12 protein-coding genes and 1 other RNA gene are annotated in these 12358 nt (G+C 61.9%); 8 read left to right on the top strand and 5 right to left on the bottom strand.

The features are described from left to right. Nucleotides 1-10: 10 nt before the first annotated feature. The 3 genes from ABE485_RS18220 to ABE485_RS18210 form a co-directional block, all read right to left on the bottom strand. Complete coding sequence (locus ABE485_RS18220) at nt 11-1615, bottom strand: gamma-glutamyltransferase family protein (RefSeq protein WP_346516676.1); 1605 nt, start codon at nt 1613-1615, stop codon at nt 11-13. A 192-nt stretch (nt 1616-1807) separates the two neighbouring features. Continuing rightward, nucleotides 1808-3313: a tripartite tricarboxylate transporter permease gene (locus tag ABE485_RS18215; protein ID WP_346516675.1), complete on the bottom strand. Its 1506-nt coding sequence runs from the start codon at nt 3311-3313 to the stop codon at nt 1808-1810. A 13-nt stretch (nt 3314-3326) separates the two neighbouring features. Next, entirely contained in the window at nt 3327-3791 is a 465-nt protein-coding gene (locus tag ABE485_RS18210) for a tripartite tricarboxylate transporter TctB family protein (RefSeq protein WP_346516674.1), read from the bottom strand. 481 nt (nt 3792-4272) lie between these two features. Between ABE485_RS18210 and ABE485_RS18205 the strand changes: the two genes are divergently transcribed. The 4 genes from ABE485_RS18205 (at nt 4273) to ABE485_RS18190 (ending at nt 6094) form a co-directional block, all read left to right on the top strand. Then, on the top strand, nt 4273-4719 hold the full coding sequence (locus tag ABE485_RS18205; RefSeq protein WP_346516673.1) for a hypothetical protein: 447 nt from the start codon (nt 4273-4275) through the stop codon (nt 4717-4719). Further along, complete coding sequence (locus ABE485_RS18200) at nt 4719-5030, top strand: cell division protein ZapA (protein WP_008157840.1); 312 nt, start codon at nt 4719-4721, stop codon at nt 5028-5030. The genes ABE485_RS18205 and ABE485_RS18200 overlap by 1 nt, the downstream gene beginning before the upstream one ends. A gap of 31 nt (nt 5031-5061) precedes the next feature. Then, nucleotides 5062-5247, top strand: a non-coding RNA gene (gene ssrS, locus ABE485_RS18195) — 6S RNA. An 82-nt stretch (nt 5248-5329) separates the two neighbouring features. Next, nucleotides 5330-6094: an SIMPL domain-containing protein gene (locus ABE485_RS18190; RefSeq protein WP_346516672.1), complete on the top strand. Its 765-nt coding sequence runs from the start codon at nt 5330-5332 to the stop codon at nt 6092-6094. Here ABE485_RS18190 and lgt read toward each other — a convergent pair. After that, entirely contained in the window at nt 6069-6857 is a 789-nt protein-coding gene (gene lgt / locus ABE485_RS18185) for a prolipoprotein diacylglyceryl transferase (protein WP_346516671.1), read from the bottom strand. The genes ABE485_RS18190 and lgt overlap by 26 nt on opposite strands. Before the next feature lie 129 nt (nt 6858-6986). Here lgt and ilvD point away from each other — a divergent pair, with 129 nt between their 5' ends. The 3 genes from ilvD (at nt 6987) to msrA (ending at nt 9621) form a co-directional block, all read left to right on the top strand. Then, nucleotides 6987-8672: a dihydroxy-acid dehydratase gene (gene ilvD, locus ABE485_RS18180; RefSeq protein ID WP_346516670.1), complete on the top strand. Its 1686-nt coding sequence runs from the start codon at nt 6987-6989 to the stop codon at nt 8670-8672. Continuing rightward, nucleotides 8656-8991: a c-type cytochrome gene (locus ABE485_RS18175; RefSeq protein WP_346516669.1), complete on the top strand. Its 336-nt coding sequence runs from the start codon at nt 8656-8658 to the stop codon at nt 8989-8991. The genes ilvD and ABE485_RS18175 overlap by 17 nt, the downstream gene beginning before the upstream one ends. 75 nt (nt 8992-9066) lie before the next feature. Next, nucleotides 9067-9621 carry a peptide-methionine (S)-S-oxide reductase MsrA gene (gene msrA, locus ABE485_RS18170; protein WP_346516668.1) on the top strand — a complete coding sequence of 185 codons (555 nt, stop codon included), beginning with the start codon at nt 9067-9069 and terminating at the stop codon, nt 9619-9621. A gap of 100 nt (nt 9622-9721) precedes the next feature. Here msrA and hppD read toward each other — a convergent pair whose 3' ends face one another. Next, nucleotides 9722-10834, bottom strand: coding sequence for a 4-hydroxyphenylpyruvate dioxygenase (hppD, locus tag ABE485_RS18165; RefSeq protein WP_346516667.1), 1113 nt, complete (start codon nt 10832-10834; stop codon nt 9722-9724). 156 nt (nt 10835-10990) lie between these two features. Here hppD and ABE485_RS18160 point away from each other — a divergent pair, with 156 nt between their 5' ends. Further along, nucleotides 10991-11467 carry an Lrp/AsnC family transcriptional regulator gene (locus tag ABE485_RS18160; protein ID WP_430795439.1) on the top strand — a complete coding sequence of 159 codons (477 nt, stop codon included), beginning with the start codon at nt 10991-10993 and terminating at the stop codon, nt 11465-11467. The last annotated feature ends 891 nt before the right edge of the window (nt 11468-12358 follow it).

Below are 12358 nucleotides of genomic sequence, written 5' to 3'. Positions count from 1 at the left end.
CTTAACGCAATCAAAAGCCGGCGGCGAGTCCATCTCGCCGGCTGTCGCTGGCGCTCACGTAGCCGTCCACGGCCGGGTCTCCCAGCCGCCAGATGAACTGGCCCGATCCGAAGTCCATGTAGGGGTCATCCAGGCCCTGCAGCACGTGTCCGCGATCGCGCAGTCCTTGCGCGACCGCCGGGGCGATGGCGGGTTCCAGGTCGACCGCCAGTCCATGGTTCCATTTCCAGCGCGGTGCGTCGCAAGCGGCCTGCGGTTGCTGGCCGTAGTCCAGCATGCGCACCAGGGTCTGCACCTGCCCCTGCGGCTGCATGTTGCCGCCCATGACGCCAAAGCTCATGACAGGAGCCCCGTCGCGCATCAGGAAGCCGGGGATGATGGTGTGGAAGGGCCGTTTGCCGCCCGCGACCACGTTGGGGTGTTCGGGATCGATGCTGAAGCAGTGCCCACGGTTCTGCAGGCTGACGCCGGTGCCGGGTACGACGACGCCGGAGCCGAAGCCCATGTAGTTGGACTGGATGAGGCTCACCATCATCCCGTTCCTGTCGGCGGCGGTCAGATACACCGTGCCGCCCTGCGGCGCATGGCCTGACGCAAAAGCCTGGGCCTTGCGGGGATCGATCAGCCGCGCGCGCTCGGCCAGGTAGTCCGCGCGAAGCATCTGCTCGGGCGCCACCCGCATGTGGCGCGCATCGGCCACGTGCGCATAGACGTCGGCGAAGGCAAGCTTCATCGCCTCGATCAGCAGATGCTGCGTATCGGGATGGTCGATCGGCCTGGCCGCCAGGTCGAAGTTCTGCAGGATCCCCAGGGCGATCAGCGCCGCGATGCCTTGGCCGTTGGGAGGGATCTGATGCAGCGTATGCCCGCGATAAGGCTGCCCGATGGGTGTGACCCACTCCGGCGCGTAGTTCCGCAGGTCCGCCAGCGTCAGGGCGGCGTCGTGCGCCTGCGCGTGCGCCACCAGCTTGTGCGCGGTTTCGCCTTCGTAGAAATCCCGTCCGCTGCTGGCGGCAAGGCGCTTCAACGTGTCCGCGGCGCCCTGCAGGACGAAATGCTCGCCGATGTGCGGGGCGCGGCCCCGCGGCATGAAATGCTGGGCGAATCCGGGCTGGGGCTGCAGGATGTCGGCCTGCGCTGCCCATTTTTCATGGACCATCGGCGACACGGCGAAGCCACGCTCTGCGTATTCGATGGCCGGCGCCAGGATGTCGGCGAAGGACAGGCGGCCCAGCTTCTCATGCAGGGCGCCCCAGCCGGCCACGCAGCCGGGAACCGTCACGCTGTCCCAGCCCCGGGCGGGAATCGCGCCCTGGTGCTTGCGCCGGAAGTAATCCACATTCCATGCGGCGGGGGCTGTGCCCGACGCATTCAGCCCGTGCAGCTTCGAGCCGTCCCACACGATGGCAAAGCAATCGGAGCCCAGGCCGTTGCTGACCGGTTCGGTAATTGCCAGCGTGGACGCCGCGGCAATGGCCGCGTCCACGGCGTTGCCGCCCTGCGCAAGAATCCGCAGCCCCGCCTGGGCCGCCAGGGGTTGGGACGTGGCGACGACGTTGCGGGCAAAGACGGGCGTGCGGGTGGTCGGGTAGGGATTCTTCCAGTCGAAATTCATGTCGAATCATCGCGTGGGGTAAACCCGTAGCTTAACGTAGATGATTCAGGCTATGTACGTTTAGTTTCTTGCTGTAATTTTAAGTATCTTTGAGGTCAGTGTCCGAAGCTGGCGCGCAAAGAAAAACCCCCGGGCAGGGCCCGGGGGGTTTCAAAGGCGTGGCTGCCGCCGCAAGGGGCGGCGTTGCGCGCTTTACTCTTCTTCGACGAAGGTCTCTTCGCGCTTCTTGCGGATCGCGGGCAGCGCCACCAGGATCACCAGGAACACGGCGACCGCGAGCAGCGTGGCCGACAGCGGACGCGTGACGAAGGTGGTGAAGTCGCCGCGGGACAGCAGCAGGGCACGGCGGAAGTTCTCTTCCATCATGGGACCCAGCACCAGGCCCAGCAGCAGCGGGGCGCCTTCGCACTTCAGCTTGGACCACACGTAGCCGATGATGCCGAACATGGCCGTGGTGAAGATGTCGAACGGGTTGTAGTTAAGCGAATACACACCGATAGTGCAGAACACCAGAATCGCCGGGAACAGGATGCGGTAGGGCACCTTCAGCAGCTTGACCCACAGGCCGATCAGCGGCAGGTTCAGGACCACCAGCATCAGGTTGCCGATCCACATCGAGGCGATCAGGCCCCAGAACAGCTCGGGGTGGCTCGTCATGACTTGCGGGCCGGGCTGGATGTTGTGGATCGTCATCGCGCCGACCATCAGCGCCATCACCGCGTTGCCGGGAATACCGAGCGTCAGCAGGGGGATGAACGAAGTCTGGGCTGCGGCGTTGTTCGCCGATTCCGGGCCCGCCAGGCCGGCCGGGTGGCCCTTGCCGAAGCGTTCCGGATTCTTCGAGATCTTCTTTTCCAGCGTGTACGAAGCGAACGACGACAGCACAGCGCCGCCGCCCGGCAGGATGCCCAGGGCCGAACCCAGGGCCGTGCCGCGCAGCACGGCGGGAGCGGCTTCCTTGAATTCCTGCTTGTTCGGGTAAAGCGTGCCGATCTTGTCGGTGATGTCGACGCGGTTTTCCTTCTGCTCGAGGTTGGTCATGATTTCGGCAAAGCCGAACACGCCCATGGCCACGATGGCGAAGTCGATGCCGTCTTGCAGTTCCGGCACGCCGAAGTCGAAGCGGGCGACGCCCGAGTTGACGTCGGTGCCGACCATGCCCAGCAGCAGGCCCAGGATGATCATCGCGATGGCCTTGGGCAGCGAACCCGATGCCAGCACCACGGCGCCAACCAGGCCCAGGCACATCAGCGAGAAGTACTCGGCGGGGCCGAACTTGAACGCGACTTCAGCCAGCGGGGGGGCGAAAGCAGCCAGCAGCAGGGTGGCGACGCAACCGGCAAAGAACGAACCCAGCGCGGCGATTGCCAGCGCGGCGCCCGCCCGGCCGTTGCGGGCCATCTGGTGACCGTCCAGCACGGTCACCACTGCGGATGTTTCCCCTGGCAGCGCCACAAGAATGGCGGTCGTGGATCCACCGTACTGGGCGCCGTAATAGATACCCGCCAGCATGATCAGGCCGGCCACCGGGGGCAGCACGTACGTGATCGGGAGCAGCATCGCGATGGTCGGAACGGGGCCGATGCCCGGGAGCACGCCGATCAGCGTACCCAGGATGCAGCCCAGCAGTGCGTACAGCAGGTTCTCGGGCGTGAACGCCACCGAGAAGCCCATAAGCAGGTTGTCAAACAATTCCATGGCCGATTGCTCCTCAGTTCATGCCCAGAAACGACGGCCACAGCGGGAAAATCAGCCCCAGCCCCTTGATGAATGCCAGGTACGTGAACACAACCAGGAAGATGCCGTTGGCGACGGCGACCTTAAGGCTGAATTCATGGCTGGCAAGGCTGCTGATGACGACCAGTATGAACACCGAGATGTAGACGCCCAGCAGCTTGAGAACCAGGCCGTAGACCACAACCGAGCCCACCACCAGGAAGACGATGCGCCAGTCGAACTTGTCGACGTGAGTTTCGTGGGCTTTCTTGGACATCGATCCAAGCAGCACGATGGCGCCGAGCAACGCGAGAACGATGCCTAGCCAGAAAGGAAAATACCCTGGACCCATTCGGGCAGCAGTACCCATTTGGTAGCTGCTGGCTTGCCAGGCAAATCCCAGCCCAAGGGCGATGAACATCACCCCCGACCAGAAGTCCTGTCGATTGCGTAGCTGCATGATTGGTTGGCTCCTGTTTACAGCATGTAGATAAAAGAGGTTTGTAGCCGGATGGATCACTCTCCGAAAGGCGAGTGACAGGCACAAAAAAGGCACTTCGGGGTGCCATTAATTATTCTGAAAGCGACGACGTGGTTTCTTGAAAGGCCGAATGGTAATTGACGCCTGCCACGCTGCAAACCCTGTAAGGTCTGTGAAAGCCTGGGGTTTTCCCTAGAATTGGGGAACTCCCGACCCCCGTTTGTAACGGCGCCGGAAGATTGAGGGCTTTTTGAAAGCTAAGTGAAAGTTTATAGAAAGAAATGCGAAAGCCGGATCGGCCGGATGCGGCAATTTCGGCGGATGGGACTTTTCAGGGCAGCGCAGAGCCGGTAACCTTCGCGCCGCCCAATCCCAACCGTATTTCCTACTGAATATTGCCGGGTTTCTCACCTTGCGTGAAGAGGCCCGGTTCAACCCAGGATGGTTTACGATAGCGCCCATGCTGCAAGATCTAGACCAACTCGCTGCCCGAATCGGGCAACTGGTGCAACGCACCCGCCAACTCCACGCCGAGCGTGACGCGTTGCGTCAGCGCCTGAACGACGCCGAAGCAGAGCAACGTGTGCTCAAGCAGCGCGCCGCAGACCGCGAGGCCGAGGTCGTCACGCTGCAAAGCAAGCTTCAGGATCATGATGGCGCGGCCAACGCCATGCTCCAGCAGGCTCAGCAAGCCGAGGCCACCTTGCGCGAACAGCTCGCTCGCGAGACCGCCGAGCGCCAGGCGCTCGAGTCGCGTTTCTCCGCCAGGGAAACCGAGATGCAGGGCACCCTGCAAACCCGCGACACTGAACTACAGCGCTTGCGCGTGGCCGCCGCGTCGGCGCGCGAGCGTATCGACGCCGTGCTTGCCCGCCTGCCGGGCGCACCGTCCGGAGAGCAACACTAATGGAACGTGTAGACGTATCGATCCTGGGCCGCGACTATTCGCTGGCGTGCTCGACCGAAGAAAAGCCCACGCTGCTGGCAGCCGTGCGCCATGTTGATCAGCTCATGCTGCGCATCCAGGGCACGGGCAAGGTGTCCAGCAACGAACGCATCGCCGTCATGGCTGCGTTGCAGATCGCCGGCGAGCTGTTGGCCATGAAAGCGCCCGATGGTCCGTTGGGCGGTTTGGCGGTCGGCGACTTCAAGCGTAGAATTGAGGACATGAATGCAGTACTCGATGACGCCTTGTCGGGTCAGGAAAAACTGCTCTAACGTTCATAAGCAGTATTCAAGTATTTTCAGTTTGTCCCTGCCGTGTTCGTGACTAGGCCATACATTCTCTGAACCTATGTCTTTTTGGCATATTGGTTGCGGGAGTGCAGAGCTGGAGTGATTGTCTCTCGCAGACGAACCCGATGCTCTTCGGAACGCGACCACCTTGAACCTCAGGGTTCGAGATGCCGGCCTTGACGGCACAGGCGGGGCATCTATCCCAGCGGGCCTGCCATAAGAGCAGGTCCGCGTCGGGCGCCTCGGCAATCCCCCATCGTCCTCCCTCCTAGGACCAGTCCATGTTCAAACACCCCGTTTTTTCGCTGACCAAGCTTGGCGCAGCATGCGCAGCCGTGGCCGCCATTGCCGCGGCCCAGCCCGTTTATGCGCAAGCCCAGGCGCCGTCTGCGACGCCGGCGGTCGAGCAGTCCGCGAATCGTTCCCCCGAGCTGACGCTGCAGGCCATGGCGTCGTCCGAGGTCAAGCAGGACACCGTTCGCATCGCGTTGTCCGCCGAAGTCGAAGCCCCGGACCAGCCGGCCGCCGGCCAGAAGCTGACCGCGGCCCTTGAAGACGCCGTCAAGCGCGCGCGCGACACCAAGGACGTCGAAGTGCGCACCAGCAGCTTCAACGTCTGGCCCAACATGAACAACAAGGGAAAGATCGCCTCGTGGCGCGGCCAGGGCGAGATCGTGCTTGAATCCAAGGACTTCGCGGCCGCCGCCGCGCTGGCTTCCAAGCTGTCCGACAAGACCGCCATTTCCAACATCAGCTTCTCGCTGTCGCCGGCCGCGCGTGAAGCCGAGGAACGCAAGCTGCTGAAGGAAGCCGCGCAAGCCTTCAAGGATCGCGCATTGGCCGCGGCCAATGCGTTCGGCTTCTCCGGCTACCGCCTGTCCAAGCTGGAACTCGGCGGCTCCGGTGGTCCCGTGCCGGTGCCGCGCATGATGGGCGCGGCAATGGCGAAGGGCGGTTCGTTCAGCAGCGCTGACGTCAGCGTTCCCCTGGAAGCGGGGAACGTCACGGTCAGCATTTCGGTCAACGGGACGATCGTTTTGCAGTAAGGCTGAACATGATGGCGCCCAAGGCGACCATCGGCACGGACAGCCACTGTCCCATGCTCAGACCGCCCGCGAGCAATCCCAGGAAGTTATCGGGCTCGCGGGTGAACTCCACCAGGAAGCGGAACGTTCCATAACCCATCAGGAACAGTCCGCTCACCTGGCCCAGCGGGCGCGGCTTGCTGGAAAACCACCACAGCAGCGCAAACAGCACAATGCCTTCCAGGCCCAGCTCATAGAGCTGCGAGGGATGGCGCGCCAGTCCGTCGCCGCTGTCCGGGAACACCATGGCCCAAGGCACGTCGGTGGGCCGGCCCCACAGTTCACCATTGATGAAGTTGCCCAGTCTGCCGAATCCCAGGCCCAGGGGAATCAGCGGCGCGATGAAGTCGCTGACCGCGAAGAACGGCAGGCCTTTCTTGCGTGCGAACAGCAGCATCACCAGGATGACGCCGATCAGCCCACCGTGGAACGACATGCCGCCCTGCCACAGGTACAGGACCTCCAGCGGATTGGCCAGGTAGTAAGACGGCTTGTAGAACAGCACATAGCCCAGCCGGCCCCCAAGCACCACGCCCAGCACGCTGTAGAAGATCAGGTCTTCCAGATCCCGCATGTTCAGCGTCGTTGTGTGGCCGCTCTTGATGCGGCTGCGGCCCAGCAGATACACAAGCGCGAAGCCCGCCAGATACATCAGTCCGTACCAGTGGATGGCCAGCGGTCCGATCTGCAGGGCGATGGGGTCGAATTTTGGATATTGCAGCATGTTCTGCCCGACACAATAAAGTTGAATGATAATAACCGGCGAGCACTGCAGATTCGCATGCCAGCGAGCCAGCTTCCCCGGGGGCGTCCGCCATGTCCGCGCCCCGATGGCCGACAGGAGACACAGACCATGCCGCACAACGAACGTTCCCGCCATATCACCCAAGGCGTCGCGCGCGCGCCCAATCGCGCCATGTACTACGCGTTGGGCTACAAGGAAGCCGACTTCGAAAACCCCATGATCGGCGTGGCCAATGGCCATTCCACGATCACCCCCTGTAATAGCGGCCTGCAGCGGCTGGCCGACGCCGCGATCGACGCGATCCGCGCCTCCAGCGCCAATCCGCAGGTGTTCGGCACCCCCACCATTTCCGATGGCATGTCCATGGGCACCGAGGGCATGAAGTACTCGCTGGTATCGCGCGAGGTCATCGCCGATTGCATCGAGACCGCCGCGCAAGGCCAGTGGATGGACGGCGTCGTCGTCATCGGCGGCTGCGACAAGAACATGCCCGGCGGCATGATCGCATTGGCGCGCACCAACGTGCCGGGCATCTATGTGTATGGCGGCACGATCAAGCCGGGCCGCTACAAGGGCAACGATCTCACGATCGTGTCGGTGTTCGAGGCCGTGGGCGAATTCACGATGGGCCGCATGCCCGAGGCCGACTTCAAGCAGATTGAAAAGTGCGCGATTCCAGGTTCGGGCTCCTGCGGCGGCATGTACACCGCCAATACGATGAGCTCCGCCTTCGAGGCCATGGGCATGAGCCTGCCGTACTCCAGCACGATGGCCAACGAAGATGAAGAAAAGGTCACATCGGCCGCGGAATCGGCCCGGGTGCTGGTGGATGCGGTAAGACGCAATCTGCGTCCGCGCGACATCATCACGCGAGAGTCCATTGAAAACGCCGTGTCCGTGATCATGGCCACCGGCGGATCCACCAATGCCGTGCTGCACTTCCTGGCCATCGCGCACGCCGCCGAAGTGCCCTGGACCATCGACGACTTCGAGCGCATCCGCAAGCGCGTGCCGGTGCTGTGCGACCTGAAGCCATCGGGCAAGTACGTCGCCACCGATCTGCATCGCGCGGGCGGCATACCGCAGGTCATGAAGCTGCTGCTCAACGCGGGCCTGCTGCATGGGGACTGCATCACCATCACCGGCAAGACCATCGCCGAAACCCTGGCCGACGTGCCGGATGCGCCGCGCGCCGACCAGGACGTCATCATGCCGATCGACCGTGCGCTCTATCCCCAGGGGCATCTCGCGATCCTGAAGGGAAATCTGTCGCCCGAAGGCTGTGTCGCAAAGATCACCGGCCTGAAAAACCCCGTCATCACCGGGCCCGCGCGCGTGTTCGATTCCGAGGACGACGCCATGACGGCCATCATGGCCCAGCAGATCCGCGACGGCGATGTGGTGGTCATACGCTATGAAGGGCCCAAGGGCGGACCAGGAATGCGCGAGATGCTCGCGCCTACGTCGGCGCTGGTGGGGCAGGGCCTCGGCGAAACAGTGGGCCTGATCACCGACGGCCGGTTCTCGGGCGGCACCTGGGGGATGGTGGTGGGCCACGTCGCGCCGGAGGCCTTTGTCGGGGGGCCCATTGCGCTGATCCAAGAGGGCGATTCGGTTACCATCGATGCCCACAAGCTGCTGCTGCAGCTCAACATCAGCGACGAAGACATGGCGGCTCGTCGCCAGGCCTGGGTTCAGCCCAAGCCGCGTTATACACGCGGTGTGCTTGCCAAGTTCGGCAAGCTCGCCAGCACCGCGAGCCGTGGGGCAGTAACCGATGCATTTGAAGATTAGTCTGTTGGTGGCCGCGGCCGGCGTCCTGGGCGCTGGCGCGGCGCATGCGCAAACCACTGGCCTGGACCTGGCCAAGAGCAAAGCCTGCATGGCCTGTCATCAGGTGCAATCCAAGCGGGTCGGGCCGCCCTTGCAGAGCGTGGCGGAACGTTACGCGGGGCAGGGCGACGCCATGGTGGACTACCTCGCCGGCAAGATACGCGGCGGTGGCCGTGGCGCCTGGGGCGCCGTGCCCATGCCCGCCCAGACTCACGTCACGCCCGAAGACGCCCGCGCCCTGTCCGAATGGATCCTGTCGCTCGCGCCGGCAAAGCAGTAGCCTTGAATTTCATGCCCCGGCGTCGCGCCGGGACGCGGGCCGCGCGTAGCGGCCGCCTATCAGGAAGGAATCGTCATGGCAGAACAACCATCTCCGGGCAATGAAGTCGCCGTATTGGGCGGCGGTTGCTTCTGGTGCGTCGAAGCAGTCTTTGCCGAGCTGCGCGGCGTCAAGAGCGTGTTGCCCGGCTACAGCGGCGGCCATGTGGACAATCCGAGCTACGAGCAGGTCTGCGGCAAGGACACGGGCCACATCGAAGTCGCGCGCATCGAATTCGACCCGGCCGAACTCTCGTACAGCGACTTGCTGCGCGTGTTCTTCGCCACCCACGACCCAACCACGCCGGGCCGTCAGGGCAATGACATCGGCCCGCAATACGAATCGGCGATCTTCTGGCAGAACGAATCGCAGCGCCAGCAGGCGGAAGCAGTCATCGCCGAGGTCGAAGCGCAAAAGGTCTACGATGCGCCCATCGTCACCAAGCTGCTGGCGCCCGCGCGATTCTGGCAAGCCGAGGACTACCACAGCAATTACTTCGCTCTGCATCCCGAGCAGGGCTATTGCCAGTTCGTGATCGCACCCAAGGTCGCCAAGTTCCGCAAGCAGTTCCAAGACCGCCTGCAGCGCTGATCCTCTCCGGGTCCGCCGGCGCAAAAAAAGCCCCACCAGGCGGTGGGGCTTCAAGGCCAGCGCAGATGCCAAGGCATCGCGTGCTGGCGGGGGAAGTCCGTTATTCCACAGTCTTCAGGACGCCGCGGCGCATCTGGTCCAGTTCGATCGATTCGAACAGCGCCTTGAAGTTGCCTTCGCCGAAGCCGTCATTGCCCTTGCGCTGGATGATTTCAAAGAAGATCGGACCGATCTGATTTTCGGTGAAGATCTGCAGCAGCAGGCCGCCACCCGGCGCGCCGTCCAGCAGAATGCGATTCTTCTGCAGGCGGGCCACGTCTTCGCCATGATTCGGCAGGCGGCGATCCAGCAGTTCGTAGTAGGTTTCCGGCGTGTCCAGGAACACCACGCCTGTCTTGCGCAGCGCTTCGATCGTGGCGTAGATGTCGGCGGTCGCCATGGCAATGTGCTGGATGCCTTCGCCACGGTACAGGTCCAGGTACTCCTGGATCTGGCCCTTCTCTTCGGTGCCTTCCTCATTGATCGGAATGCGGATATTGCCGCACGGCGACGTCATCGCCTTGGACTTCACGCCCGTGACCTTGCCTTCAATGTCGAAGTAGCGGACTTCGCGGAAGTTGAACAGCCGTTCGTAGAACTCCGACCACTCCGCCATGCGGCCCTTGTGCACGTTGTGCGTCAGGTGATCCACCACGGTCAGGCCGGCGCCGCGCCATTCCACGTCGGTCTGCGCGTTGGCCGGATCCAGGGGCATGAAATCCACGTCGTAGATGCTGATGTCGCCGATGCCGCCATGGCCTTCCTTGCCGGCCCAGCGGTCGACCAGGTAGATCAGCGAATCGCCGATGCCCTTGATGGCCGGGATGTTCAACTCCATCGGGCCGCTGTGCGAGTCAAAACCCCAGGCGCCCAATTCCAGGGCGCGCTTATAGGCGGCATTGGCGTCCTGCACGCGGAACCCAATCGCACAGATCGACGGACCGTGCAGGCGCGCGAAACGTTGGGCGAAGGAATCGGGTTCGGCGTTGATCAGAAAGTTCACGCCGCCTTGGCGATACAGGGTCACATCCTTGTGGCGGTGCTTGGCGATCGCCTTGAACCCCAGGAGCTCGAACACCTTGCGCAGCGCGGCGGGGTCCGGCGCGGCATATTCAATGAATTCGAACCCGGCGGTGCCCATCGGGTTGTCCCACGGTTGGAATGCGCTGCTCATCAGTCTGCTCCCTTGCATCGTTGTAGAGGACGACTTGTTCTTCAAGTCTAGACGGAGATTGTAGGTACGAAGGGCAGGCAGACGATTGCAAACATGGCGCAAAACACCATGCTTTGAGCAATAATATTGCCTAGGAATAAAACTATGGGGTTGAAAGTGTCCGCAATTGAGCTAGACAGGACAGATCTAAGGATTTTGGCCGAACTGCAGCGCGACGGTCGCCTGAGCAATCAGGAATTGGCCGACCGGGTGTCCCTGTCGCCCAGCCCTTGCCTGCGTCGCGTCCGTCGCCTGGAAGAGCAGGGCTTCATCAAGAAATATGTGGCGCTTATCGACGCCGGCAAGGTCGGGCTGGGCCTGCTCGCGTATGTAAACATCCGGCTGAACAAGCATAGCGGTTCCAGCCACGCGCCCATGAGCGACTTTGCGCGCGACGTCCAATTGTGGCCAGAGGTTGTCGAGTGCTATGCCATGTCAGGCGATATGGACTACCTGCTCCGTATCCAGGTGGCTGACCTGGCGCACTTCTCACGATTCGCAATGGATACGTTGATGCGCCATCCGGCCGTCATCGATATGCGCTCCTTCTTCGCCCTGCAGCAGATCAAAGAGACCACCGAGCTGCGGCTTTGATGCGCGCCGCCCTTGATCGCCTATATATAGAGAGCATATGAAGAGGTCCTCGAGGGCTGCCTCCTATATAGATAGAGCAGAGGACGGAGGCGACTGTCGTGTTGCTGGCCCAGAAGGGCGCCAAGCCTTGTTAGGATCAAAGCAGGACAAGAAAAGCGCGCTAATCGGGGAGCGTCCCTTAAAAAATTCATATTTCTGCAAAAAGGGTGTCATGCCGACGACATGCTCGAAAATTCTGTGCTATAGTCTCGCTCCTTCGCAGTTCAAGCAGTTCTGAGCAGCGAAGCCAAGCAAGTGCAACAGGTCTGCCGGGTTTTCCCAGGGCCTGCCGCAAAAGCGATCAGAAATGAAAGCGCCGCGGTTATTGCAAGGATTGGGGCAAATCAGGCAGAAGCCAGTTGCACAATCCGCAAAAATTGTGCTATAGTCTTGGGCTTGGCTGGTGATGACGAGTTAGGGTTTTCCCGAAGCAAATTTGCCAGCCGACTGTGCGGTAACCAGCCCCTGGTTTTCAGGGTCGCTCGTAGGTTGAGCGGGTTGCAAGATAGAATGCAAATTAGGCGGACGCCGGTTGCATAATCTGCAAAAGTTGTGTTATAGTAGAGGGCTTGGCGGTTGCCGAAAAATTAGGGTTTACCCTGAAGTTTCGATAGCTGCTAGGCACTGAGAAATCAGTGGCAGCAGTAAGTAGTACAGAATTTAGCAGTACCGCTCTTTAACAATTAAACAACCGATAAGTGTGGGCGCTTGATGCGAGTGCGGTGGTTGGGTTTTTAATCCGGTCACAAGCACAATGAAATCAAGTGCTCACTAGAAGTGAAGTACCTTAGACGTCAAGTTTAAGAACATACCTCACTTCCTTTGAGTAGCGACGTATGACCTGGCTTGATT

The organism is Achromobacter spanius, from assembly GCF_039673305.1.
GTDB classification, from domain to species: Bacteria; Pseudomonadota; Gammaproteobacteria; order Burkholderiales; family Burkholderiaceae_B; genus Achromobacter; species Achromobacter spanius_F.
This window is presented reverse-complemented; position numbering and strand designations above follow the sequence as displayed.